This window comes from Cellulosimicrobium sp. NPDC030954, from assembly GCF_055571305.1.
In genome coordinates, this window is sequence record NZ_JBVIFN010000005.1 from 298,001 (window position 1) to 321,149 (window position 23,149).

Below are 23,149 nucleotides of genomic sequence, written 5' to 3' on the forward strand. Positions count from 1 at the left end.
TTCTCATCATGCGGACGTGCAGAGTCTCGCGTTCCGGGCGAGGGCGCCGACGGCGACCTTCGCGACGGGGGTCGGTCGCGCGCGTCCTCCCAGGTGGGAGGGGTCAGACGACGCCGTAGAGGCGGTCTCCGGCGTCGCCGAGACCCGGGACGATGTACGCCTTCTCGTTGAGGCGCTCGTCGACCGCCGCGACCACGAGCTGGACGTCCACGCGGTCGCCGACGGCGTTCTCCAGCACCTGGATCCCCTCGGGAGCCGCGAGCAGGCAGACCGCCGTGACGTCCCGCGCCCCGCGGGCGAAGACGTAGTCGATCGCCGCCACGAGCGTGCCGCCCGTCGCGAGCATCGGGTCCAGGAGGAACACGTGCCGACCCGTCAGGTCGTCGGGCAGGCGGTTCGCGTACGTGACCGCCTCGAGCGTCTCCTCGTCGCGCTGCATGCCGAGGAACCCGACCTCCGCCGTCGGCAGGAGGCGCGTCATGCCCTCGAGCATCCCCAGGCCCGCGCGCAGGATGGGGACGACCAGGGGGCGGGGCTCCGCGAGGCGCACGCCGATCGTCGTCGTCACCGGCGTCTCGATCTCGTGCGGCTCGACCCGCACGTCGCGCGTGGCCTCGTAGGCGAGCAGCGTGACCAGCTCGTCGACGAGCAGCCGGAACGTCGGGGACGCCGTCTCCTTGTTCCGCAGGACGGTCAGCTTGTGGGCCACGAGCGGGTGGTCGGCGACGTGCAGGCGCATGGCGACAACGGTATCCGACCGCGAGCCCTCCCGTACCGCCCGGTAACCGGCCGCCGTGCGCGAGTTGTCAGCGCCACACCGGTCTATAGCCTGGTGAGACGCTGACAGCTCTCCCCACAACCGAGGTGTCAGCACCTCGTCGCGGCATGGCGCGACGTGCCGCTGCCACCTCGGAGGTCCCGTGCCCGACGACGTCGCTCACCCCGGCGACCCTGCCCACCCGGGCGAGGGGTCGGCGTCGGGCACCGCAGGACCGAGCGGCGCGACGGCGGTCGGCGGCTCCCCGGAGCCGCGCGGGCTCGACCTGCCGTGGGCGGACGGGACGTTCCCGCCGGGCACGGTCGCGGGGCGCCGTCAGGTCTGGGACGCGCTCATGGGGCTCGCGCTGCACGAGGCGACCCACGCGCTCGCGAGCGACGACGTGCCCGTGGGGGCGCTCGTCGTCGGGCCGGACGGGCGGCTGCTGGGCGTGGGACGCAACCGGCGCGAGGAGACCGGCGACCCGACCGCGCACGCCGAGGTGCTCGCACTGCGGCAGGCCGCCGCGACGCTCGGGGAGTGGCGGCTCGAGGGCTGCACGCTCGTCGTCACGCTCGAGCCGTGCGTCATGTGCGCCGGGGCGCTCGTCCTCGCGCGCGTCGAACGGCTCGTGCTCGGTGCCTGGGACCCCAAGGCCGGTGCGACCGGTTCGGTCTGGGACCTCGTGCGCGACCAGCGTGCCAACCACGCCGTCGAGGTGGTCGGCGGCGTCCGCGAGGACGAGTGCGCCCGCCTCCTGCGCGCCTTCTTCGCCGCCCAGCGCTGACGCTGACCCCCGTCGAACACGACATGAGGGTCGTTCTCGAGCGGATGACGACCCTCATGTCGTGCTCGACGCGGGCTCGTGTCGTGCTCGGCGTCAGCGAGGGAGAGACTCCGCGAGCGTCGTCAGGGTCTCGGTGGTGCCGGCGTCGACCTTGAGCGTCGCGAGCGGGTCGCCGCGCGTCCAACCGCGGTTGACGATCACGACCGGCTTGCCCGCCTTCGCCGCGTACCGCACGAACCGCAGCCCGCTCATCACCGTCAGCGACGACCCCGCCACGAGCAGCGCGTCGCCCGCGTCGACCATCGCGTACGCCCGCTCCACCCGCTCGCGCGGCACGTTCTCCCCGAAGTACACGATCTCCGGCTTGAGCACCCCGCCGCAGAACTCGCACGGTGCGGGCCGGAAGTGCGACGTCTGCTCGATCACCGCGTCCGCGTCCGGCGCGATCTCCACGTCCGCGACGTCACCGATGCTCTCGATGAACCCCGGGTTCAGCGCCGTCAGCCGGTCCGCAAGGTGCTCGCGCGAGATGACGCGCCCGCACTGCAGGCAGATCACGCGGTCGTAGCGGCCGTGCAGGTCGATGACGTTCCGGCTCCCCGCATCCTCGTGCAGCAGGTCCACGTTCTGCGTGATCAGCCCGACCAGCACCCCCGCGTCCTCCAGCCGCGCCAGCGCGCGGTGACCCGCGTTCGGCTGCGTGCGGTGCACGTGCTGCCAGCCCACGTGGTTGCGCGCCCAGTAGTGGCGCCGGAACGCCTCGTCCTGCACGAACTGCTGGTACGTCATCGGGTTGCGCGGCGGCGAGTCCGGACCGCGGTAGTCCGGGATGCCCGAGTCCGTCGACAGCCCCGCGCCCGTCAGCGCCGTGACCCGCAGCCCGCGTAGCAGCCGCACGGCGTCCTCGGCCGTCCCCAGTGGCGGCTCCGGCTCCGTGCCCGACGGCGGCGGCTGGCTCGGGCGCCACGCGAGCCGGGACGTCAGGGTCGGGACGGTCGACCGCGGCAGGTCCGCCGACGACGTCGCCACGTGCGCGGGGGAGGTGGTGGAGGGGTCGGTCGAGCGCGGGGGAGTCGGGTCGGTGGGCACGCCTCCCACCGTACGACGGCGCGCGAGGTAGAGCCGTGGTTCGTGTGTTCGACGGCGGTCTGGTCACCTTGGGTGGCGGGGTGGGTGGTGGTGCCGCGTCTACCATCCGCCGCTCGTTCCTCGCGGCTCCCGCCAGGCCCGACCACGACGCGGCACCACCACCCACGCCGCCCGGCGTCATCTCGCCCTGGTCTTCGTTCGCCTTGGGCGACCGCCTGCGGTGCAAGGCTTGTCCTCGCCTCGCCTCGCCTCGCCTCGCCTCGCCTCGCCTCGCCTGCTGTGCCGAAGGCTGCCGCAGTTCTGGCCGCGCCCGTCGGTCACGCCGTCGTGCGAGACGACGAGCTGACCGCGGGGGGCGATTGACCGTCGTCGTGCACGCGCCTGGCTGCGCTGGACCCAAGCACGGCACGACTGCTCGACCAGGGCTCTACCTCGCGCAACCAGGGTTCCACCGTGCATCCGAGGCTCCACCTTGCGCGACCAGGTGTCTACCTCGGCGGGCGGTGTGCTGCCCGGTGGCCGTGGTGGCCACCGGGCATGGCGGTCGGGTCCGGACGGCGTCGGGTCAGGACTCGGTGGTGCTGCCCTGGGTCGTGGCGCCGTCCCGGGTTCCCGGGCGGCCACCGGGGCGCCCGGCCATGCCGCTGCCCGTCCACTCGCCTGCGACGGCGGTCGTCGAGCCTGCGGGGGTCGTCACCGTGTAGGTCTCGCCGGTCGTCACGTCGGGTGAGGAGAAGACGACGTTCGCGGTGTCCTTGGTGACCGTGCGCTCGGTGAGGACGGTGCCGTCGGCGGTCGTGACGGTGACGGTGTCGCCGGCGCTCGCGGACACGTTCGCCGCGAGCCAGCCCTGCGTGGAGTCCGTGGACGGCACGACGACCATGCCCGCGCTGCCCGCCGCGACGAGCGAGCCGCCGCTGATCGTGAACGTGCCGTTGACGTCCAGAGCGCCGTTGCCGTCGTTCGTCGGTCCCTGGACGACGATCTCGCCGCCCGTGACGGTGAGCGAGCCGTTCGAGTCGATGCCGTCGCCGCCTGCGTCGACGGTGAGGGTGCCGCCGGAGATCGTCAGCGTCGAGCCGTCGTCGGTGTCCATGCCGCCACCCATGCCGCCGCCCGCGCCGCCGGGGCCGCCCTGGGGCATCTCGGCGCCGTCGGGGAGCTCGCCGCCCTGCGGGGGCTCGGGCATCTGGCCGTCGGCGGGCATCTCTGGCGGTGTGCCGCCGGCCGCGGCGCCGTCCGGGAGCTCCGGCATCGTGCCGTCCGCGGTCGTGCCGGGCGCGGTCCCGTCGGGCGCCGAGCCGGTCGAGCCGGTCGAGCCGTCGCCTCCGGTCGAGCCGTCGCTGCCGGTCGAGCCGTCGTCGCTGGTCGAGCCGCCGGTCGCGTCGTCGGTCGCGGTCGCTGTCTCGGCGGTCGTCGACCCCACGGTCGCGTTGAGGCCGTCGTCGCTCGCGGTGACGTCGAGGTCGCCGCCGGAGATCGTGATGGCCGCGCCCTCGATGCCCTCGACGGACGTCGTGACGGTGAGATCGCCGCCCGAGACGGTGACGTCGCCGTCGGCGTGGACGCCGTCGTCGCCGGACGACAGCTCGACGGTCCCGCCCGAGACGGAGACGGCGCCGTCGGAGTGCAGCGCGTCGTCGGCGGCATCCACGGTGACGGTCGCGTCGTCGCCGACCACGACGCCGACATCGCCCTGGAGGCCCTTCGCGGAGGCGTCCTCGGCGACGGTCGCGCCGGCGCCGCCCGCGGCGGTCACGGACAGCGTCCCGCCGGAGGCGACGACGTCGGTGACGGCCTGCACGCCGTCGTCGCCCGACGCGATGGTGATCGTCCCGCCACGCACGTCGACGAACCCGAGCGTCTCGTCGCCGTCCTCGGTCGACTTCAGCCCGTCCTTCGCGGCGGTGACGTCGAGCGTCCCGCCCGTGACGACGAGGTAGTCCTTGCCGCGGATCCCGTCGTCGCCCGCGTCGACGGTGAGGTCACCGCCCGCGACGACGAGCCCGTCCTTGGAGACGATGCCGTCGTTCGCGCGCGACGTCACGGTGAGCGCCCCGTCGCCGCCGATCACGAGGTCGGCCGTCGAGAACAGCGCGCCGTCGGGCTCGCCGTCGGCGTCCTGGCCGGAGTACGTCTCGGCGTCGGTGAGGCTGTTTGTCGACCCGACCGCCAGCACGACGGCGACCCTCTCCGCATCCTGCACGTTCACGGCGGCGTTCGTCGTCGCGGTGATGTCGGCGCCGTCGAGGACGAGGCGGACGAGCCCGTCCTCCGCGGTGTCCACGACGACCTGCCCCTCCAGCGTCCCGCTCAGCACGTACGTGCCGGGGGTGGTGATCGTGATGGTCGAGCCGTCGACGGTCACGCCGTCGCCGTCCGCCGAGGCGGTGTCGCCGTCCAGCGCGACGGTCACCGCGGAGGACTCGTCGTACGCGAGGTCGGCGTCGTCCACCGTCACCTCGGCGTTGTCCGCCCGGGCCTCGTCGGGGGTCAGCCCGGCGACGGCGTCGGACACGACGCTCGCGGTGGTCGTCGCGTTCGTGTCGGTCGAGGCGGTGTCCGTGGTCGCAGTGCTGCCCAGCACGGAGCAGCTCGCGAGGACGGCGGCCGCCGCGGCGGCGGTGAGGGTGGTCAGGGGTCGGCGGATGCGCATCAGAGGCTCCTGTCGTCGTGCCCGGGGGTGCGGGCAGGAAGGGTCGTGGTCCCCGGCGGCGCGGTCGCGGCGGGGGAGGGGGAGAAGTGGCGGCGGATCACGCGTCGCCACGGGCCGTCAGGGAGGTCGGGGCGCAGGAGCGCCAGACCGGTGCCGTACTTGGAGATCCGCTCGGGCCGGTGGCCGTGCCGCCACAGCAGGCGGTCGAGGTCCGACGGCGTGGAGCCGCCCTTGGTCTCGACGACCACCAGGTGCGGGACCCGCCACGTGAGCGGCGCGTGCGCGCCCGGTTGGTCGAGCTGCCACGTGAGGCCCGTGTCGACGGTGGCGCGCGCGGCGCCGTCGGCCCGGGGGAGCAGGAGGGTCGTGCGGCGGTACCGCGACACGAGGCCGGGCGCGAGCGCGTGCTCCGGCACGCCCTCGATGCCCTCGGCCGCGAGCGTCCGGCCCACGAACGTGCGGTCGGCGCCGAGCGCCGTCGGGCACCCTTCGTGTGCGACGCGCTGCTTGAGCGTCGTGCCGCGCGCGGCCCGGGTCTTGACCTCGAGGAAGCTCGCGCCCGAGTCCAGGTAGGTCCGGGTGCGGACCTTGAACCGCCGACGGCGGCGCGTCGCCGTGAGGCGGAACGACGCGAGGTCGGGGGTGTCGAAGTACACCGACTCGTACGCCGAGCTGCGCGCGCCGTCGATCTCCAGGACGCGGGCGGGTGCGGTCCGGGCGAGAGCGTCGAGCACCGTCACCGCGTCGTCGACCGGCAGGACGTACTTGCGGTCGACCCGGGTGAGCAGCGCGGCAGCGTCCACGAGCTCGTCGAGGCCGACGCCGTCGAGCGGGTAGAGGACGGCGCGCACGCGGTCGTCGGCCGTCACGGTCCGGGGGCTCATGCGCGCACCTCGGTCCGCGCTGACCGGTCCTCCGACGCGGGCGTCGTGGCTGCTGTCAGACCCGGAGGGGTCGGCACGATCGCCTGGGCGACCGGCGCGAAAGGCGCCGCCTCACGCGGTGCTCGGAGTGCGCCGTCGGGCACGGGGAGCGATGACGATGACGCCGGAGCGGGCGCTGTCCTCGTCGCCCGACGGCCGGTGCGCGGCTCGGTGTAGCGGACGTCCACCCAGGTGGTGTCGTTGACGAGGTCGAGGCGCTGGACGCTCACGCCGCGGACCTCGGCGCCGAGGAGCTCCTCCAGGTAGCGGGTGAGCTCGGCGCGGTCGGTGAGGGCGCGGTCGACGACGACGCTCTGGCTCTGCGCCCGGCGCAGGACCCGCGGGTGGTCGACGACGGCCATCACGCCGACGACGAGCGCCGTGCCCGCGAGGGACAGCCAGCCGGTCGTCGCGCCGAGCCCGCCGAGGAGGCCCAGCGCGAGGGCCGCGAAGTAGTAGGCGACCTCCGTCTGGGAGAGCTCGGTCGAGCGGAGCCGGATGATCGACAGGACGCCGAAGAGCCCGAGCCCCAGCCCGGCGCCGACGCTGCTCGTCGCGAGCGTCGCCGCGACCGCGAGCACCCCCACGTTGACGCCGAGGTACGCGACCACGAGGTCGCGTCGCCGGTGCCGGGGGAAGTAGAGGCCGAACGCGAGGACGGTGACCGCGACGAGGTCGACGAGGTACAGGACGGGCTGGGACACGAGGCCTCCGGGTGCCGGGGCGCTGGGCGCCGTGGTCGAGGACGTTCCCATTCCGCCGGGCGATCCTGTGCGGTCGCTGTGGAGGGCGCAGGCCGCGTGTATGAGTCCCGTTCCGCGGGGCATCGCGTCGAGGTCACGCGGGCCGCCACGGCGCTCGCGGCCTCGTGACCGGGGTCACGGCGTAGGCACAGGCCGTGATGTTAGCCTCACCTAAGTCACCGACGAGAGGTTGTCATGTCGACCACCACCGCGCCCGCGCCGCGGCGCGCCCGCCCCCAGACCGTCCTCGAGGTCCTCGAGACCACGTGGCTCTCCCCGCACCTCGTCCGGGTCGTGGCCGGAGGCGACGGGTTCGCCGCGTTCACCACCAACGAGCACAGCGACAAGTACGTCAAGATCATCTTCGCCAAGCCCGAGCTCGGGCTCGAGCCGCCCTACGACCTCGCGGCGCTGCGCGAGACGCTCGCGCCCGAGGACCTGCCCGTGACCCGCACGTACACCGTCCGGTGGGTCGACGAGGAGGCGCAGCGCCTCGCGATCGACTTCGTCGTGCACGGCGACGAGGGCCTCGCCGGGCCGTGGGCCGCGCGCGCGACGCCGGGCGACCGCATCGTCTTCTCCGGTCCCGGCGGCGGGTACGCGCCCGACCCCGACGCCGACTGGCACCTGCTCGCCGGCGACGACTCCGCGCTCCCCGCGGTCGCCGCCGCGCTCGAGGCCATGCCGCGCGACGCCGTCGGGCACGCCGTGCTGGAGGTCGGCACCGAGGCGGACCGGCTCCCGCTCGAGGCGCCCGACGGCGTCGAGGTCACCTGGGTGCTGCGCGGCGACGCGCCCGCCGGGACGACGACGCTCCTGCCCGACGCCGTCGCCGACCTCGCGTGGCGCGAGGGCCGCGTGCACGTCTTCGCGCACGGCGAGCGCGAGGCCATGAAGGCCCTCCGCCGCGTGTTCGCGGAGCGGGGCGTCCCGCGCGCCGACCTGTCGCTCTCCGGCTACTGGGCCTACGGCCGCGCGGAGGACCGCTTCCAGGCAGAGAAGCGCGAGCCCGTCGGCAAGATCTTCGAGGACTGAGGAGTCCCATGCACCGCACCACCCTGCGCCGCGCGCTCGCGGCGACGTCCGCGCTCGCCGTCCTCGCGCTCGCCGCGTGCTCGTCCGGGGATGACTCGGGTGACGACGCTGCGCCGTCGGGAAGCCCGAGCGCCGACGGCGCCGCGGACGCCTTCCCCGTGACGATCCCCACCGCGTTCGGGGACGTCGAGATCCCGGAGGAGCCGGAGCGCGTCGTCGCCCTCGGTTGGGGCGACGCCGAGACGGCGCTCGCGCTCGGCGTCCAGCCCGTCGGCGCGAGCGACTGGCTCGCGTTCGGCGGCGACGGCGTCGGCCCGTGGCTCGCCGACGCGTACGACGAGTCGCCCGAGATCATCGGCACCCTCGAGCCGTCGTACGAGCAGATCGCCGTGCTCGACCCCGACGTCATCCTCGACGTGAAGTCGTCCGGCGACCCCGAGCGGTACCAGCGGCTCTCCGAGATCGCCCCGACCGTCGCGATCCCCGAGGGCGGCGAGGCCTACCTCACGCCCATGGAGGACCAGGTCGGCATGATCGCCGCCGCCCTCGGGCGCAGCGAGGCCGGCGACGAGCTGCTCGCCGAGGTCGACGACGCGTTCGCCGCCGCACGCGACGAGCACCCCGAGTTCGCGGGCAAGACCGCCGTCATCGGGTCCTACTGGGCCGAGGGCTTCGGCGCCTACGTCTCGACCTCCAGCCGCGGCGAGTTCATGCAGGGCCTCGGGTTCGAGACCAAGCCCGAGATCGACGAGGCCGCCGGCGAGGAGTTCTCCGCCAACCTCGGCACCGAGAACGTCGACCTGCTCGACGCCGACCTCACCGTCATCCAGCCCATCGGCTTCACCGCCGCCGACGTCGAGGCGCTCCCGATCTTCCAGACCGTGCCGTCCGTCGCCGACGGTCGCTATGTCGTGTTCGACGACAAGGACCTCTCCAACGCCTTCTCGCTCGGCACGCCCACGGCCGTGATCTACGCGATCGACAACGTCACGCCGCTGTTCGCCGACGCGCTCGGCGGGTCGTGACGGTCGTGCCCGACGGCGGCGCGGTCCGAGGCGGACGCGGTCCGACGGCGCGGGGTGGGCCAGGTGGTCCGTCTCCGTGGGTGCGTCGATCGGGGCGTGCGACCCGGCGCAGGAGCGGCTGACCGGCCGATTCGGTGTCCGGGGGTGTGACCAGGTATCCTTCCTGGGCCGGGTATCCCGGCGAGGTAGCGTGTCCGAGCGGCCTAAGGAGCACGCCTCGAAAGCGTGTGTGGGTGAAAGTCCACCGTGGGTTCAAATCCCACCGCTACCGCCACCCGAAGGGCCCCACCCGCAGAATCCTGCGGCTGTGGGGCCCTTCGTCGTACCCGGCCCTCCGTTTTCACTCCGTTTTCTCCGGCGGGACGTCGGTCGCGGCCTGCTGGACGAGCTGGTCGATGACGACCCGCAGGTCCGGGGCGACGTGGGTGCGCTTCACGTAGTGTCGGACGGTCGTGCCCTCGTCGGCATGACCGAGCAGCGCCGTCGCGTTGCCGATCGTCGTCGAGTTCGCGACCTGCGTCGCCACGGTCCGGCGGAAGTCGTGCGGGGTGACCGTGGTGCCGATGGCGGCCTGCGCCTCGCGGAGCTGGTCGCGCACCCGGCTCGGAGAGCGCGGCGTGGCACGCGTGGACGGGAACACCAGGGCGTCCTGGCCGCCGTCCAGGCCGAGGTCCAGCGCCTCGCGGATCGCGGTGACGACGAACGCGGGGTCCTCCCACTCGCGCACGGCCTTGCGCAGCAGCGCGATGTCCTCGAGCCCGAGCGTGCGCACCTCGGCACGGCGCGGTTTGCGCACGGTCACCGCATCCCGGACCGGGTTGAACGGCGCGGCCCCGTAGCGGACGCACAGCATCATGATCTGGGACCCCGGAACACCGATATTGCGATTGGACTAGGCAGCCACGACATCGGTGTCGCCGAGCACGCCGCGAAGCTCTGGCACGAGGGTCGCTTCCCGCTCATCGTCTTCACAGGCGCGAACGCGCCAACGACAATCAATGTGTTCCCCCGCGGCGAAGCAGTGCACTACGCCGAGCGTGCGCAGGAACTTGGCGTGCCCTCCGAGGCGATCGTCACCGAGACACTGGCCACCAATACGGGCGAGAACCTTGCGCTGACGCGCGAGTTGCTTGATATCCTCGGGATCCACGCGCAATCGGCGACCCTCATCAGTCGGCCCTATCAACAACGCAGAGCTTTCGCTACTGCTCGAAAAATCTGCCCGGAAATCGACATCGTCTGCTCGGCACATGCACAGTCGCTAGGCGACTACATCGACTCCATCGGTGATGCCAAACGGGTGCTCAACATGCTCGTCGGGGACACGCAGCGGATCTGGGTATACGCGGACAAGGGCTTCGCGGAGGCCCAGCCGCTCACCTGCGAAGTTAAGGAATACTATCGACGGTTGGTGGCCCAGGGCTATTCGGCTCGTTTGATCGACGGCTCGGGCATGTAGCGCGGGTGGTGGTCGCTCTACTCAATTGCCATCCCAGTCTCCAATCAAGGTCTGCGGCGAACCGCGGTCGACAAGGTCGCGCAGATAGGCATCAATAGACTTTACTGCCGCGCAGCCTCCTTGCACCCAATTGCGCACATCGTCAGGTCCATCGGACGCAGTAATCTCGGTAACATTCTCCGTGAATGGCGAGAGGTGGCCGGCTGAACCTCTCTTTGCGCCCAACGTATCGAGATCGCCAAGCTGCACATTTAGGTGTTGCTCAAAATCGGGCCAGTGAAGTCCAACCGTTTGCGCGAGCGACTGCACGTTGTGAGACTTAAGGCCATGGTTCTGCCTCAGCTTAGATTGAAACGCGATCAGGCCACGATTTCTAATAAGCTGAGCAGTGTGACGCCTTGTATATGCCATCTTCTCTTCGGCGAGAAGGTCCGAGATCGCGTACGAGAAGCGCACGCATTCCATGGGGACAAGGTCCGCAATAAGCCATCCGCACATTCGTCTGAAGTGCCGCTCGAACGAAAGTTCGAGGTACTCCTCCAGTGTGGCATGGCCCAAGACGAGGTACGAGTTCACTAGCACCCTGTCAGTGTCTGACAATTTGCTCGGGAAGGAAGCTTGGACTTGCGTAAGCAGTGCAGCGTCGAGCTGGCCGATCTGAGCATCGAGTTCCATCGGAGGCGAGCCTAAGGGCGACGCAGCGGGGTGGGCAGCGGGTATTCGACTCCAGTCGTTTCAGAAATTATCTCCTGCCACACTCGATGGCGTGTCACAAAGGCCTCAACTGTCTTTGTTGTTGCCGAGATCGCGCGAACAAAGGCGTCGTTTGTCTCGCAGGATTCTCTGTAGCGCCGGATTACCTCGGGCGCGTGATTCGGGAGCGCCCTCCGGACTTCTTCAAAACTTAGAGAGTGCACCTGGACATCGAAGACCGCCCGATTCAGTGCGCGTTCATATCGTCCTTCGTCGGCATTTGGCGAGGGTGACCACTTTCTGGCAAAGCCTTCGCGCAATACCTCCATGCCTACGCTGAGGCCACGTGCGAAATTGTCCAATGCGTGCTCTGCGACGTTCCGATGAATCTGCCAGTTGGAGTTGAAGAACTTCGACGTATCGTCCAGGAATTGCTTCAGGTTGCCGCGATACTCAATAGGCGACGAGGAGAACGCGAGATGCCTAAGAAGCAGTTCTGCGTCAACCATTCTACGGTCGGGGTGCTCGTTATTGAGCACACGACGGAGTTCTGGAAGGTCGCCCGATTTCTCATCGAGCCAGCGCGTAAACTCACCATGTACGAGCGCCTGCCGCAGTTCCTGTGGTGATAGAGCAACACTCCCGGTATTCAAACGCAGGAACAGTGACAATAGAAGTCTCTCGGAGTTCCAATCCGTAAGTGCAACAGTTCGAATACTGTGATTCTCGATGGCGGCCACAAGGGATGCGTGAGTCTTCTCGAGCGTCGCTAGGTCTTTACGGTTTAGTTCTGGGAGAACCTCGAGCCCCGTGAGGCGGAGGGGAGTGAAGGCAGCGTCGCGCTCATCAGTCGGATCAACGAAGAACTGTCGCAGGGCGAGTAGGCGCTGCTTTCCATCTAGAACAAAAAAGTGCCCCGGGTTGCCGGGCGTCTCGGCGAGGACGATCTGTGGAATTGGGAATCCGAGCATGATCGACTCGAGAAGCTTGCTTTTCCTATTGCCGAGCCAGGCGTTTCTTCTCTGGAAGCTTGGGTCGAGATTGATGCGGCCCTTTCGCATCTGCGAGACAAGTGTTTCAACAGTCCAGTCGCGGCCTCCGATTGAAGCGCGAAACGTCGAGGGCGGGTCGGTAAAATCGCCTTCGTCTTCCCCTTGGTCGGGGACTAGAGGGATGCTGTCAAAATCGTCCACCTCGCCGACGTCGAACTCGTCGCCAACTGTCATGTGCCGTCCTCTCGCTGGGTGAGCGTCTACGGAGCCTTCGTTGGCGCTCAGACTACCCACGCGATGTCAGCTCGGCGTGTGAGGACTTTCTCTACTGACTCAAGGCGCGGCTCCGCCGCGCGGTCGGCCTCCTGGGCGGGGCCCCGCGCTCCGCTCGCAAGCTCGCTGCGCGCACCCCACCCGTCCGGCCGCCATGTGGCATGGCGAAGGCGGCCCCGAGGTTCCCAGGACCGCCGTTCGTACCTTCGACCGAGCCGTGCGTGCTTAAGGGCCCGGACGTGGGACCGCTCGCCCCGCGCCGGACCCGTTCGTGGCATCCTCACCTCCGTGAACGCCGATGACAGCCGAGCCGCCGCGACCTACTTGGGTATCCAGGACTACAGGCCTGCGTTCCAGCGGGGTGTCGAGGCGATCGCTGCCGCGCACGGTCCACAACTGTTGGACCTCCCAGGCCGTACTCTTGTCCGCACCTGGCTGTGCTGTGCCCGCGACGACGAAGAGTGGGTCGCCGACGCCCCAGTCGTGCTCCAGTTCGACGGCGTGCAGCTGGAGATTCTGCACAACAAGTTCGACGAGCTGTCTCTCACGCGGGGGCGCATCGACGTCGTGCGCCCCATCGACTTCCCGGACGGCGACTGGCGCTGGTCCGACGACTCGAACGAGCGGCTGTCCGCCCTTCGCGGGCGAGTAGTTGTCGACGTCGAACTGCTCGAGTGGTTGGGCCGAGACATGGCGTACGGCTCCCTGGCGATCGGCCTTCTCTTCGAGAGCGGAGACCGGTTGACGATCTACAACGCATTGGACGAGAACGGCCTGACCTTCGATGCCCCGCTTGCGGAGTACCGTGCGTACCGGCTCGCGGACTGAATCTGGGGTCCGGTTCGCAAGGAGGGGCGCCGTCCGGCCCCGAACCGACAGCCGAGCATCCGGCCGGCTCCGGTCCGCGTCAAGGGCGCCTGCGGCGTCGCTGCGCGATGGCCTGCGGCCACCCTTGACCCGGACCTCCGCCGGCCTCCTGTGCTCCGCTATCGGTTCGGCGCCTCCGAGTGTCCCCTGCCGGCGTACGGTCAGCGTGTGGACAACTTCGAAACCGGAATGCAGCGCCTTGCCGCAGCGCGTACGAAGGACCAGCTCGTCGACGCGGTCTGGGATCTTCGGGACTCGGCGTACGACCACCCGGACAGCTGGAAGGGGTTCAATGCCGAGACCTTCTTTCAGCGGCTCGGGGAAGCCTTGGACACCGCATCGGTGGACTCGGGGCCAACGGTGACGGCTGCACTGCTGGGGCGAGCGGTTCGAGAGGCGCGCCAGTCCCCGAGCGGTACGTAGGATCTCAGTCCCGTCGCCGGAATGCCTCCGCTTTCGTCGCCGGATCGATCGCCACGGGTGCAAGGCAGTCCAATGGTCGGCACCGTAAAGTGCCTGGTCACATGCCAGAACCACCCAATCGAGCAGAGTCCGCCAACCCGCCGTTCCCAAGCCCACCGCTACCACCCGGAGGGCCCACCCGCGGAACCTACGAATGTCGGGCCGCTCGTTGTAACTCGGTCGCGTTGAGGCGTACGCCGACGACGTGGCGCGATGAGTTCCCCTTAGTTCCGCGGTCTGCCGTGCAGACCGTCGGAGCTGAGGAGGCCGCGATGAAGCTGTTGCTCACGTCAGGGGGAGTCACGAACCCGACCATCGAGCGGACGCTCGTCGGGCTGCTGGGCGGCCGATCGGTGAGTGCTCGGCGCTGTGCATCCCGACGGCGTTGTACGGCCACCCGTGGGTGGGGCCGGGGAAGAACGTCCGGGACTTCATCACGGGGGAGTCGGACCACATGGCGGGTCTGGGGTGGGGGTCGGTCGGCGTGCTGGAGCTGACGGCGCTGCCGAGCATCCCCGCGGAGCGCTGGGTGCCGCTCGTCCGGGAGACGGACGTCCTGCTGGCCGCGGGCGGTGACGCGGGCGACCTGGCGTACTGGATGCGGCGGTCGGGGTTCGCGGACCTGGTGCCGTCGCTCACCGGCACGGTCTACGTCGGGATGAGCGGGGGCAGCATGGCGCTGACGCCGCGCATCGGCGAGGAGTTCGTGGGGTGGGAGCCGCCCGACGGCGAGGACACGACGCCGCTGGGGCTCGTCGACTTCTCGATGTTCCCCCACCTGGGCCACCCGGACCTGCCCGACAACACGGAGGCCGCGGCGCGGCGGTGGGCAGCCGCCCTGGGCGGGGCGGCGTACGCGGTCGACGACGAGACCGCCTTCGTGGTCGACGGCGCGGTCGAGGTCGTGTCCGAGGGCGTCTGGCACCGCCTGGCGTGACCCCGCGTCGGCTCGACCCGGCCCGTGCTGGGCGCGACTCGCGCCGGCTCGACCCTCGCTCCGGCGTCGGGCCCGACCCTCACACCGACCGGTGCGACGCTCGCACGACGGCCGTCGCGGACGCGAGGCCGAGCACGAGGAACGCTCCGGCGACGAGCAGGGACCCGCGCGTCGCGTCGGCGAACCCGGACGCGAGCGCGTCGACGACCTCCGGCTCCTGCGGCCCGAGCTCGCCGTGGGTGCCCTCGGCGCGCAGCTTCGCGATGACGTCGCCGGCGGAGCCGCTCGTCGCGTCGGCGAGGCGGGTGACCTCGGCGTCGGGCAGGCCCTCGCCGTCGAGGGCCGCGGGCACGGCGCTGGCGAGCAGGACGGCGAGCGCGGTCCCGACGAGCGCGGTCCCGAGCGCGGAGCCGACCTGTCGCGCCGTCGACTGCGTGGCGGAGCCCTGGCCGGACTCCTCCGCGGGAACCTGCACGAGGGTCGTGCTGGTGAGCTGTGCCGACGCCAGCCCCAGTCCGACGCCGTAGACGACGAGCAGAGCCGCGAGCAGCCACGGGGAGACCGTCGCGGTGACCGTGAGCGCGACGGCGGCGACCCCGACGATCTCGAGCGCGAGGCCGATGACCACGACGAGCGGGGCGCCGACGGCGGCGGCGAGGTGACGCGCCGACGCGCCGGAGAGGAACGCGCCGAGCGCCATCGCCGCGAGCACGAGCCCGGCGCCCATGGTGGACAGCGCGAGCACGTTCACGAGGAAGAGGGGCAGGACGAAGATGATGCCGAACTCGCCGACCGCGACGGTCGTCGCCGTGACGTTGCCCCACCGGAACGTCGGGATGCGGAACAGCGTGAGGTCGAGCAGCGCGGACCGCCGCACCCGCGCGCGGTGCCGCTCCCACACGACGAAGAGGACGAGCATGAGCAGCCCGGCGGCGAGGAACACGGGGGTCGGCGAGACGGGCGCGGACGCCGGCCAGGTCGCCCCGAGCAGCTCGACGTCGCCCTTCGGGCTCCACCAGCCGAACGTCTGGCCCTCGATGAGCCCGAACACGAGCGCGCCGAACCCGAGCGCGGACAGCAGGAGCCCGACGAGGTCGAGCCCGGGGGCGAACGCGTGCGCGCGGGTCTCGGGCACCCAGAGGTAGGCGCCGACCACGACGAGCGCGCCGACGGGGACGTTGACGAGGAAGATCCACGGCCAGGTGAACGACGTCGTGATCCACCCGCCCGCGAGCGGGCCGACCGCGGCGGCGCCGGAGATGACGGCGCCCCACACCCCGAACGCTGCGGCCCGGTCCTTGCCGCGGAACGTCGCGTTCACGGTCGACAGCGTCGAGGGCAGGATCGCGGCCGCGCCGAGGCCCTGGGCGAGCCGCCCGACGATGAGCGAGCCGCCGTCGTCGGCCGCGGCGGCGAGCAGCGACCCGGCGAGGAAGACGACGACGCCCGCCACGAGGAGCCGCCGTCGCCCGAGCCGGTCCCCGAGACGGCCCGACGAGAGCAGCAGCGCGGCCAGCACGACGGCGTACGAGGCGCTGATCCACTGCGCCTCGCTCAGCCCGAGGTTCAGGTCGGCGACGATGTCCGGGACGGCGACGGCGACGATCGTCCCGTCGATGACGACCATCGACAGCGCGACCGCCAGGACGACGAGCGCACGCCACCGGTTGGCGTGGGCCCGCGGGTCGACGGCGGGTTCGTCGTCCTCGGGCGGTTCGGTCTGCGGCGCGTTCCCCTGCACGGACTCCACGTGGCCTCCCCGGTGTCGTGGTGCGAGCCTGGGACCAGGATCGGCGCCCGCGCCCGGGACCGCATCACGGTGGAGCGGGCGGCCGCGCGGTCGGGCGGTCGCCGGGGTCCCCGGACGCGGGGTGCCTAGCCCTCGTCCTCCGGGGCCGCGGTGCGCACCGGCTCGCCGTCCGGTCCGAGCGGCTCCACGAGCGTGATGTCCTCGGCGTTCGGGTCGACCCACCGCTGGTAGCCCGGGCCGGTCTGCGCGGTCTCGAAGCGCACCGCGAGCCGGCCGTCGTCGCCGACCCGCACGACCCACCCGCGCCCCTCGGCCGCGGTCGTGACGTCCAGGCCGGGCGCGACGACGGCGGCCGTCGCCCGGACGGGTCCCGTCGCCGACGGCGGGGGTGCGGGCGCGCCGCCGTCGCGCTCCGCGGTCTGCTCCGGATCCTCGGCGCCGAGCGGCAGCATGAGCTGTGCGTGCTCGGACAGCGCGTGGAACGCGACCCCGAGCAGGCGGACCGGCTCGGTGACGTCGGCGAGGCGGAGCGCCCGGTGCGCGGCGTCGCGCAGCGCCCCCTCGTCGGTCGTGGGGCGGGACAGCGTCACCGAGCGGGTGAGGGTCGTGAACGACGCGAGGCGCACCTTGACGACGACCGTGCGTGCCGCGACGGCGTGCCGCTCGAGGCGGGCCAGCGCGGCGTCGACCACGGGGTCGAGCGCGGCGGCGACGGCGGTGCGGCCGTGGAGGTCGGCGTCGAACGTGTGCTCGGCGCCCGCGGACTTGCGCTCGCGCACCGTCGTCACCGGCCGGTCGTCCCAGCCGCGCGCGATCCGGTACAGGTTGGTCCCGCCCGCCTCACCGGCGACGAGGAGCAGCGTGTCGAGGGGCTGGCGGCGCAGGTCGGCCACGGTGCGCACCCCGAGCTCGTCGAGCCGGGCGGCCGAGACCGGGCCGACGCCCCACAGCGCCCGCACGGGAAGGCCGAGCAGGAACGCGTCCTCGTCGTCCGCCCCGACCACGCGCACCCCGCCCGGCTTCGCGGCCTCGGAGGCGAGCTTGGCGACGAGCTTGGACCGGCCGAGCCCGAGCGACACCGGGAGCCCGCTCAGCTCGCGCGCCCGCTCGCGGATCCTCGTCGCGAGCGACTCGAGGTCGGTCTCGGGTTCCACGGCTGCGGCGAGGTCCGCGAACGCCTCGTCGATGCTCACGGGCTCGACGAGGTCGGTGACCTCGCGCAGCGCCGTCATGATCCGGGCGGAGTAGGCCGCGTACGCGGCGAACCGCGGCACCACGACGACGGTCGACGGCGGGCAGAGCCGCCGTGCCTGCTCCATCGGCATCGCCGAGCGGGCGCCGTACTGCCGTGCCTCGTACGACGCCGTCGCGACGACGCTACGCGGGCCGACGCCGCCGACGAGCACCGGCCGTCCGCGCAGCGACGGTCGCTGATGCTGCTCGACCGCAGCGAAGAACGCGTCCGCGTCGAGGTGCGCGACCGTCGGGAGCGCGCGCAGCACCGGGGCGTGCGGCGCGCGGTCGATGCTCACCGCCCTACTCTGCCTCCCCCGTCCGACACCGGGAGCACCCCCGGAGCGACACCACCCCATTCCGCGCGGCTCACCGCGAACGGCGAGGCGCGGGCGAATTTCGTTCGGACCCTGGCGTAAACGCTGCTGACCCCGGTATCTTGCAGGAGACCGAACAAATCCCGGGGTCCCCAGCCCGGGCCGAAGAGCAACGAGGCCTTCATGAACGATCGATCGACACCCAGCGCGGCCTCCTCGGGCCGCTCGCTCGCCAAGACCTCGCCCGCACCGACCACCCGCTCGCGCGTGGTCGCCGCCACCGCCGTCGCCGGGGCGCTCGCCCTGACCGCGGCCACCTTCGCGTCGCCCGCCATCGCGGCGCCGCAGCCCACGGCCAAGCCGGCGGCCTCCGTCGCCGGACCGTCGGACATCAACGGCTTCCGCAGCGTCGGCTACGTCATGGCCGACTCGCGCGTGACGCGCGACTTCCACGTGGCCGACCTCGTGCGCACCGGCGCGATCGAGGACCTCACGCACATCAACTACGCCTTCGGCAACGTCACGACCGACCTCGTGTGCGACATCGCCGACGTCCCCGGCGAGGGCGACCCCCTCAACGACTTCGTCGCGGAGGTCGCGGCCAAGGACTCCGTCGACGGGAATGCCGACAAGCCCGGCCAGACGCTCGCGGGCAACTTCAACCAGCTCAAGAAGCTCAAGGCCGTCAGCCCCGACACCAAGATCCTCATCTCGCTCGGCGGCTGGACCTGGTCCGACAACTTCTCCGAGGCGGCGTCCACGGCCGAGGGCCGCACGGCGCTCGTCGACTCGTGCCTCGACCTGTACATCGACGGCAACCTGCCGGTCGTCGACGGCAAGGGTGGCCCGGGTGCCGCGGCCGGCATCTTCGACGGCATCGACATCGACTGGGAGTGGCCGGTCACGGGCGGCGAGACGGCGAACGCTCGCCCTGAGGACAAGGAGAACTTCCTGCTCCTCATGGAGGAGTTCCGCACCGAGCTCGACGCGCGCGGCGCGGCGAACGGCGAGGACTACCTGCTCACGGCGTTCGCGCCGGCGGGTGGCTGGAACGCCGGCCAGGGCGGCTGGCTCGACCCGCGCCTGTTCGCGGTCGTGGACTTCCTCAACGTGCAGGGCTACGACTTCCACGGCGGCTGGGTGCCGAACCAGACGGGCCACCAGGGCAACCTGCACCCGGACGGCACGCAGAACTGGGGCCTCGGCCTCGACGGCGCGCTCGGCATGTACGTCAACGCGGGGGCGGACCCGTCGCAGGTCAACGCCGGCCTCGCTGCCTACGGGCACGGCTGGTACGGCGTCGAGGACGGCTCGCAGGGCTGGCAGCCCGCCGCGGGCTACGTCGGCACCAAGACGTACGCCGAGCTGCGCTCGTTCGACGGCGAGCGGTACTTCGACCCGGAGATCGGCGCGAGCTGGCTCTACGACGGCGACCAGTGGTGGAGCTACGACGACCCGGCGTCCGTGACGGCCAAGGCCGAGTTCGTCGCGACGCAGGGCTACGGCGGCGCGATGTGGTGGGACCTCTCGGGCGACTACCGCAACGAGCTGGGTGACGCGCTGGGCTCGACGCTCCGCGCGGCGACCCCCGGCCCGGGGGTGCCCGCCGAGTGCGCCGTGCCCTGGTACGGCACGGGCGTCTACACCGGTGGCGAGGTCGTCTCGCACGAGGGGTCGGAGTACAAGGCCCAGTGGTGGACCCGCAACCAGGAGCCGGGCGCGTCCAACGCCTGGAAGAAGATCGGTCCGTGCGGCACGGCGCCCGACGTCGAGGTCGCGGACTGCGCCGCCGACTGGTCGCGCGAGACCGTCTACACCGGCGGGCAGACCGTGTCCCGCGCCGGGGTCAACTACACGGCCCAGTGGTGGACCAAGGGCGAGCTGCCCGGGTCCGTGACGTGGGGATCGTGGGACCCGGTGGGTCTCTGCGCGTGATCTGACGGTCGCCCGGGCGCGCGCATCGCCCGGACGACCACCGCACGACGACGGCGGGCCCGGTCTCAGGACCGGGCCCGCCGTCGTCGTCCGGGGACAGTGCGCACCGACCAGGCCTCTAGCTCGGGCGACCGGGCCGCTACTTCGCGCGACCAGGCCTCTACCTCGGCCGACCGGCCCTCTACCTCGCGCGGTGGGCGTCGCCCTCAGCGCTGTGCGCGGACGTCGCGGCGCAGGTAGTTCCAGGCGAGGACGCAGCAGACGACGCCGTTGACCAGGCCCACCACCACGTCGGCCGGGCCGTGGGCGCCGCGGTAGAGGCGGGACAGGCCCACCGCGAGCGGCACGAGGCAGCACAGGACCGTGACGACGACGCGCAGGACGGGGTGCGTGATGCGCTGCGCGAGCAGGGCGAGGGTGAGGTAGAACGCCGCGGACGCGCCGGTGTGGCCGGAGGGGAAGCTCGACGTGGGCGGTGCCTCGTCGAGCCGCGAGACGTCGGGCCGCTCGCGCCCGACGACGATCGACGACGTGAGGAAGATCAGCGCCTGGAGGGCGACGGCGAGCGCGGGCACGACGGCGAACCACCACTGCCGCGTGCGCCACCAGACGAGCAGGATCGTGAGCACCGTCCCGCCGATGATGAACTCGGTGGTCCCGATCAGCGAGAACAGGTCGGTCACGGTGTCCCAGAAGTGCGTGCGCCGCTGCTCGAGCCACCGGTTCACCGCGACCTCGCCGGGCAGGTCGCCCAGCGGACCCGTCACGAGGAACCCGGTCGCGACGATGAGGACCCACAGGACCGCGCCGGGGAGGAACGCCCGGAGGCCGACGTCGCGCAGCACCTCCTTCGCGGTGGGCCGGGACGTGTCGAGCTCGTAGCGGTGCACGAAGGGATGCATCAGACCTCGTTCCTGGGAGCGGAGCCGGAAGAGCGGGCAGACCGGGCGGACGCCCACCCGTGGTAGCCGACGGCGGACGCCCCCGCGACGGCGCCGCCGAAGAGGATGCCGCCGACGACGTCGGACGGGTAGTGAGCGCCGAGCAGCACGCGGTCGGCCGCGGTGACGAGCGCGAGCGCGGTCGCGCCGCCCACGACGGCGACGCGGCCACGACGGCCGAGCAGCGGCCACACGAGCACCGTGAGGCTCACCCCGACGGCGGCGGCGTTCATCGCGTGCCCGGACGGGAAGCTGGACCCGGGTACGACGGTCACCGCGTCCTCGACGACGGGACGCGCGCGGTCGACGAGCTCCTTCGCGCCGAGCCCGAGCGCCCACGCGCCCCAGATCGTCCCGGCCGCCCAGGCGGCCCGCGTCCCGAGGCCGTGGCGCCGCCACGCCCAGAGGCACACGCCCATCGCGGCGAGGTTCATCCACCGCGCGGCGAGCACCTCCTGCCCCACGAGCAGGGTGCGCTCGAACGCGGGCCGCTCGCCGGTGAACCCGGTCGCCGCGGCGACGGCGGCGCGGTCGGCCTCGACGACGAGCCCCGACTCCGCGCGCACGAGCCACGCGAGCACGAACACCGGGACGGAGGCCGCGATCCCGTACGCCGCAGCCCGTCCCAGGGCGCGCCTCCTGGCGCGCCCGAGCGAGCGGTGCGGGGCAGGGTCGGCGGGCACCCCCGGACGGTAGCCGGGGCTACGGCCGTACGCCCGTGGAGAGGGGTGTCGGCCCGAGCGGCTCAGGCAGGCAGGGCCGCGACCGCCTCGATCTCGACGAGAGCACCGGGCCGGCCGATCCCCACCCGGAGGACCGTCACCGCCGCGGGGTGCGGACCCCAGACCTCGCCGACGGCGGCGAAGCCCGCCATGAGGTCGGCCTCCGGGTCGAGGTAGACGGCGAGCCGCGCGACGTCCTGCGGCCCGGCGCCCGCCTCGGCGAGCACGGCGAGGACGTTGCGCAGCGCCTGCGCGGTCTGGGCCGCGATGCCGCCCTCGACGATCGCGCCCTCGGCGTCGGTCCCGTTCTGGCCGCCGACGTAGAGCGTGCGACCGGTCTCGACGATCGTGCCCTGGGAGAACGCCGGGTTGCGGTGCAGCCCGGGCGGGTTGAGGTGCGTGACGCTCGGCGTGGTCATGGTCGTCCCCTCCTGCGGTCTGGTCCTGAGGCGACCGACGCTACGCGCGGCCACCCACAGGCCCACGGCGGGCGAGGAGCCCAGCCCCGCCTCCACCCAGGACCACGGCGGGAAGGGAGCCCGGCCCCGCCGCCCGCCCAGGACCACGACCCGCCCACGATGAACCCCGGGGCACGGCCCCCGACGGGCCGTCCCGCCGTCGGCTGTGTAGGAAGGAGGGGTGAAGCAGTCAGCAGGGCTCGTGCTCTACCGGTTCCGGGACGACGTCGTCGAGGTGCTCCTCGGGCACATGGGCGGACCGCTGTGGGCGCGCAAGGACGCGGGCGGCTGGACGATCCCCAAGGGCGAGGTGGAGCCCGGGGAGGAGGGTCGTGCCGCGGCGCTGCGCGAGTTCGCGGAGGAGCTCGGCGTGCCTGCCCCGGCGGCGCAGGCGCCCGACCTCGACCTCGGCACCGTGCGCCAGCGGGCCGGGAAGCTCGTCGCGGCGTGGGCACGGGAGGCGGACCTCGACGTCACGGCGATCTCCAGCAACACGTTCGCCCTGGAGTGGCCGCCGCGCTCGGGGCGGATGCAGGAGTTCCCCGAGCTCGACCGGGCCGGCTGGTTCCCGCTCGCGAGGGCTCGCGGCCTCGTCGTCGCGGGCCAGGTCCCGCTGCTCGATCGCCTCGATGAGCAGCTGGCGCACGCCCGCGACCGTGCCGTCGAGCCGTAGGCTCCGGGCGTGGCGCTGTATCACTACGGACTCTCGAAGCCGCCGCGCAACCAGCGGCGGCGCCGCTGGTGGGCGGTCGCGGTGCTGGTGCTGTGCGCGCTGGTCGGCCCCTTCGTCGTGGCGGGCGCGGTCCAGGGCTGGGTCGCGGGCGACGTCGCCGAGGCGCTGATGCTCACGCTGGTCTCGATCCTCTGCCTCAGCGGGGTCGGGAGCGCGGTCTGGGGCTTCGTCGACTCGTTCCGCGGCGAGGGCCCACGGGACGGCCCGGACGGCGGCCCGGCTCAGCCGAGCAGGTAGGGCGCCGCGGCGAACCCGGCGGCGAGGCCGACGAGCACGACGGCGGCGGCGGACAGGTGCGAGTGGCGCGCGCGGCTCGCGGTGCGGCGGGCTGCCTCGGTCACGGTGGTCATGGCGGTCCTCTC

General features: G+C 72.1%; 23 protein-coding genes, 1 tRNA gene and 1 pseudogene. 11 read left to right on the top strand and 14 right to left on the bottom strand.

Annotated features, from left to right (window positions below; translation table 11 throughout):
- Nucleotides 1-103: 103 nt before the first annotated feature.
- A complete protein-coding gene (gene upp / locus ACZ402_RS12775) occupies nucleotides 104-739 on the bottom strand; it encodes a uracil phosphoribosyltransferase (RefSeq protein ID WP_253054094.1) in 636 nt (211 codons plus the stop codon).
- Nucleotides 740-1,112: 373 nt separating this feature from the next.
- Here upp and ACZ402_RS12780 point away from each other — a divergent pair, with 373 nt between their 5' ends.
- Nucleotides 1,113-1,544 carry a nucleoside deaminase gene (locus tag ACZ402_RS12780; RefSeq protein WP_087472561.1) on the top strand — a complete coding sequence of 144 codons (432 nt, stop codon included), beginning with the start codon at nucleotides 1,113-1,115 and terminating at the stop codon, nucleotides 1,542-1,544.
- A gap of 93 nt (nucleotides 1,545-1,637) precedes the next feature.
- Here ACZ402_RS12780 and ACZ402_RS12785 read toward each other — a convergent pair whose 3' ends face one another.
- The 4 genes from ACZ402_RS12785 to ACZ402_RS12800 all read right to left on the bottom strand — a co-directional run bounded on the left by ACZ402_RS12785 (nucleotide 1,638) and on the right by ACZ402_RS12800 (nucleotide 6,967).
- Complete coding sequence (locus tag ACZ402_RS12785; RefSeq protein WP_375825849.1) at nucleotides 1,638-2,462, bottom strand: NAD-dependent protein deacetylase; 825 nt, start codon at nucleotides 2,460-2,462, stop codon at nucleotides 1,638-1,640.
- Between the two features lie 736 nt (nucleotides 2,463-3,198).
- Entirely contained in the window at nucleotides 3,199-5,289 is a 2,091-nt protein-coding gene (locus ACZ402_RS12790) for a carbohydrate-binding domain-containing protein (protein ID WP_375825823.1), read from the bottom strand.
- Entirely contained in the window at nucleotides 5,289-6,173 is an 885-nt protein-coding gene (locus tag ACZ402_RS12795; protein WP_375825822.1) for a polyphosphate polymerase domain-containing protein, read from the bottom strand. Before ACZ402_RS12795 ends, ACZ402_RS12790 begins: the two co-directional genes overlap by 1 nt.
- Nucleotides 6,170-6,967, bottom strand: a complete 798-nt coding sequence (locus ACZ402_RS12800; protein ID WP_375825821.1) for a DUF4956 domain-containing protein — start codon at nucleotides 6,965-6,967, stop codon at nucleotides 6,170-6,172. Before ACZ402_RS12800 ends, ACZ402_RS12795 begins: the two co-directional genes overlap by 4 nt.
- 183 nt (nucleotides 6,968-7,150) lie before the next feature.
- Between ACZ402_RS12800 and ACZ402_RS12805 the strand changes: the two genes are divergently transcribed.
- From ACZ402_RS12805 to ACZ402_RS12815, 3 genes are all read left to right on the top strand, one after another.
- Nucleotides 7,151-7,990 (top strand): siderophore-interacting protein, encoded by an 840-nt coding sequence (locus ACZ402_RS12805; RefSeq protein WP_375825820.1) that lies wholly within the window; start codon nucleotides 7,151-7,153, stop codon nucleotides 7,988-7,990.
- Between the two features lie 8 nt (nucleotides 7,991-7,998).
- The gene (locus ACZ402_RS12810; protein WP_375825818.1) at nucleotides 7,999-9,015 is read left to right on the top strand and encodes an iron-siderophore ABC transporter substrate-binding protein; all 1,017 of its coding nucleotides are present in this window, start codon (nucleotides 7,999-8,001) and stop codon (nucleotides 9,013-9,015) included.
- Nucleotides 9,016-9,199: 184 nt separating this feature from the next.
- A tRNA-Ser gene (locus ACZ402_RS12815) sits at nucleotides 9,200-9,289 on the top strand.
- 66 nt (nucleotides 9,290-9,355) lie between these two features.
- Here the strand turns inward: ACZ402_RS12815 and ACZ402_RS12820 are convergent.
- Entirely contained in the window at nucleotides 9,356-9,871 is a 516-nt protein-coding gene (locus tag ACZ402_RS12820; protein ID WP_375825817.1) for a tyrosine-type recombinase/integrase, read from the bottom strand.
- Between the two features lie 51 nt (nucleotides 9,872-9,922).
- Between ACZ402_RS12820 and ACZ402_RS12825 the strand changes: the two genes are divergently transcribed.
- Nucleotides 9,923-10,474 (top strand): YdcF family protein, encoded by a 552-nt coding sequence (locus tag ACZ402_RS12825; RefSeq protein ID WP_465285879.1) that lies wholly within the window; start codon nucleotides 9,923-9,925, stop codon nucleotides 10,472-10,474.
- Between the two features lie 21 nt (nucleotides 10,475-10,495).
- On the opposite strand, the gene ACZ402_RS12830 is transcribed toward ACZ402_RS12825, so the two are convergent.
- Both ACZ402_RS12830 and ACZ402_RS12835 read right to left on the bottom strand, forming a co-directional pair.
- Nucleotides 10,496-11,149 carry a hypothetical protein gene (locus ACZ402_RS12830; protein WP_375825816.1) on the bottom strand — a complete coding sequence of 218 codons (654 nt, stop codon included), beginning with the start codon at nucleotides 11,147-11,149 and terminating at the stop codon, nucleotides 10,496-10,498.
- 11 nt (nucleotides 11,150-11,160) lie between these two features.
- Complete coding sequence (locus ACZ402_RS12835; protein ID WP_375825815.1) at nucleotides 11,161-12,393, bottom strand: DUF262 domain-containing protein; 1,233 nt, start codon at nucleotides 12,391-12,393, stop codon at nucleotides 11,161-11,163.
- Between the two features lie 327 nt (nucleotides 12,394-12,720).
- Here ACZ402_RS12835 and ACZ402_RS12840 point away from each other — a divergent pair, with 327 nt between their 5' ends.
- The 3 genes and pseudogenes from ACZ402_RS12840 to ACZ402_RS12850 all read left to right on the top strand — a co-directional run bounded on the left by ACZ402_RS12840 (nucleotide 12,721) and on the right by ACZ402_RS12850 (nucleotide 14,698).
- On the top strand, nucleotides 12,721-13,260 hold the full coding sequence (locus ACZ402_RS12840) for a hypothetical protein (RefSeq protein WP_375825814.1): 540 nt from the start codon (nucleotides 12,721-12,723) through the stop codon (nucleotides 13,258-13,260).
- Between the two features lie 207 nt (nucleotides 13,261-13,467).
- Nucleotides 13,468-13,722, top strand: coding sequence for a hypothetical protein (locus ACZ402_RS12845; RefSeq protein ID WP_375825813.1), 255 nt, complete (start codon nucleotides 13,468-13,470; stop codon nucleotides 13,720-13,722).
- Nucleotides 13,723-14,033: 311 nt separating this feature from the next.
- Nucleotides 14,034-14,698 (top strand): annotated as a pseudogene (locus tag ACZ402_RS12850) (Type 1 glutamine amidotransferase-like domain-containing protein).
- A gap of 79 nt (nucleotides 14,699-14,777) precedes the next feature.
- Here ACZ402_RS12850 and ACZ402_RS12855 read toward each other — a convergent pair.
- Both ACZ402_RS12855 and ACZ402_RS12860 read right to left on the bottom strand, forming a co-directional pair.
- A complete protein-coding gene (locus tag ACZ402_RS12855) occupies nucleotides 14,778-16,448 on the bottom strand; it encodes a DHA2 family efflux MFS transporter permease subunit (protein ID WP_375825812.1) in 1,671 nt (556 codons plus the stop codon).
- A gap of 125 nt (nucleotides 16,449-16,573) precedes the next feature.
- Nucleotides 16,574-17,980 carry a DNA polymerase IV gene (locus ACZ402_RS12860; RefSeq protein WP_375825811.1) on the bottom strand — a complete coding sequence of 469 codons (1,407 nt, stop codon included), beginning with the start codon at nucleotides 17,978-17,980 and terminating at the stop codon, nucleotides 16,574-16,576.
- Nucleotides 17,981-18,181: 201 nt separating this feature from the next.
- Between ACZ402_RS12860 and ACZ402_RS12865 the strand changes: the two genes are divergently transcribed.
- Nucleotides 18,182-19,933: a glycosyl hydrolase family 18 protein gene (locus tag ACZ402_RS12865; RefSeq protein ID WP_375825810.1), complete on the top strand. Its 1,752-nt coding sequence runs from the start codon at nucleotides 18,182-18,184 to the stop codon at nucleotides 19,931-19,933.
- 206 nt (nucleotides 19,934-20,139) lie between these two features.
- On the opposite strand, the gene ACZ402_RS12870 is transcribed toward ACZ402_RS12865, so the two are convergent.
- From ACZ402_RS12870 to ACZ402_RS12880, 3 genes are all read right to left on the bottom strand, one after another.
- Complete coding sequence (locus ACZ402_RS12870; RefSeq protein ID WP_375825808.1) at nucleotides 20,140-20,835, bottom strand: phosphatase PAP2 family protein; 696 nt, start codon at nucleotides 20,833-20,835, stop codon at nucleotides 20,140-20,142.
- On the bottom strand, nucleotides 20,835-21,557 hold the full coding sequence (locus ACZ402_RS12875; protein ID WP_375825806.1) for a phosphatase PAP2 family protein: 723 nt from the start codon (nucleotides 21,555-21,557) through the stop codon (nucleotides 20,835-20,837). The genes ACZ402_RS12870 and ACZ402_RS12875 overlap by 1 nt, the downstream gene beginning before the upstream one ends.
- 62 nt (nucleotides 21,558-21,619) lie before the next feature.
- Complete coding sequence (locus tag ACZ402_RS12880; protein ID WP_375825805.1) at nucleotides 21,620-22,015, bottom strand: RidA family protein; 396 nt, start codon at nucleotides 22,013-22,015, stop codon at nucleotides 21,620-21,622.
- 220 nt (nucleotides 22,016-22,235) lie between these two features.
- On the opposite strand from ACZ402_RS12880, the gene ACZ402_RS12885 reads away from it, so the two are divergent.
- Together ACZ402_RS12885 and ACZ402_RS12890 are read left to right on the top strand one after the other, a co-directional pair.
- Entirely contained in the window at nucleotides 22,236-22,727 is a 492-nt protein-coding gene (locus ACZ402_RS12885) for an NUDIX hydrolase (RefSeq protein WP_375825804.1), read from the top strand.
- A gap of 9 nt (nucleotides 22,728-22,736) precedes the next feature.
- A complete protein-coding gene (locus tag ACZ402_RS12890) occupies nucleotides 22,737-23,024 on the top strand; it encodes a hypothetical protein (protein ID WP_375825803.1) in 288 nt (95 codons plus the stop codon).
- Here the strand turns inward: ACZ402_RS12890 and ACZ402_RS12895 are convergent.
- A complete protein-coding gene (locus ACZ402_RS12895; RefSeq protein WP_264031249.1) occupies nucleotides 23,009-23,137 on the bottom strand; it encodes a hypothetical protein in 129 nt (42 codons plus the stop codon). The genes ACZ402_RS12890 and ACZ402_RS12895 overlap by 16 nt on opposite strands.
- Nucleotides 23,138-23,149 lie beyond the last annotated feature (12 nt).

What these genes read in the sequence shown, in the direction of transcription:
- upp (WP_253054094.1), bottom strand. Translation starts at nt 739, where the DNA reads ATGCGCCTGCACGTCGCCGACCACCCGCTCGTGGCCCACAAGCTGACC.
- ACZ402_RS12780 (WP_087472561.1), top strand. Translation starts at nt 1,113, where the DNA reads ATGGGGCTCGCGCTGCACGAGGCGACCCACGCGCTCGCGAGCGACGAC.
- ACZ402_RS12790 (WP_375825823.1), bottom strand. Translation starts at nt 5,289, where the DNA reads ATGCGCATCCGCCGACCCCTGACCACCCTCACCGCCGCCGCGGCGGCC.
- ACZ402_RS12795 (WP_375825822.1), bottom strand. Translation starts at nt 6,173, where the DNA reads ATGAGCCCCCGGACCGTGACGGCCGACGACCGCGTGCGCGCCGTCCTC.
- ACZ402_RS12800 (WP_375825821.1), bottom strand. Translation starts at nt 6,967, where the DNA reads ATGGGAACGTCCTCGACCACGGCGCCCAGCGCCCCGGCACCCGGAGGC.
- ACZ402_RS12805 (WP_375825820.1), top strand. Translation starts at nt 7,151, where the DNA reads ATGTCGACCACCACCGCGCCCGCGCCGCGGCGCGCCCGCCCCCAGACC.
- ACZ402_RS12810 (WP_375825818.1), top strand. Translation starts at nt 7,999, where the DNA reads ATGCACCGCACCACCCTGCGCCGCGCGCTCGCGGCGACGTCCGCGCTC.
- ACZ402_RS12820 (WP_375825817.1), bottom strand. Translation starts at nt 9,871, where the DNA reads ATGATGCTGTGCGTCCGCTACGGGGCCGCGCCGTTCAACCCGGTCCGG.
- ACZ402_RS12830 (WP_375825816.1), bottom strand. Translation starts at nt 11,149, where the DNA reads ATGGAACTCGATGCTCAGATCGGCCAGCTCGACGCTGCACTGCTTACG.
- ACZ402_RS12835 (WP_375825815.1), bottom strand. Translation starts at nt 12,393, where the DNA reads ATGACAGTTGGCGACGAGTTCGACGTCGGCGAGGTGGACGATTTTGAC.
- ACZ402_RS12865 (WP_375825810.1), top strand. Translation starts at nt 18,182, where the DNA reads ATGAACGATCGATCGACACCCAGCGCGGCCTCCTCGGGCCGCTCGCTC.
- ACZ402_RS12870 (WP_375825808.1), bottom strand. Translation starts at nt 20,835, where the DNA reads ATGCATCCCTTCGTGCACCGCTACGAGCTCGACACGTCCCGGCCCACC.
- ACZ402_RS12880 (WP_375825805.1), bottom strand. Translation starts at nt 22,015, where the DNA reads ATGACCACGCCGAGCGTCACGCACCTCAACCCGCCCGGGCTGCACCGC.
- ACZ402_RS12895 (WP_264031249.1), bottom strand. Translation starts at nt 23,137, where the DNA reads ATGACCACCGTGACCGAGGCAGCCCGCCGCACCGCGAGCCGCGCGCGC.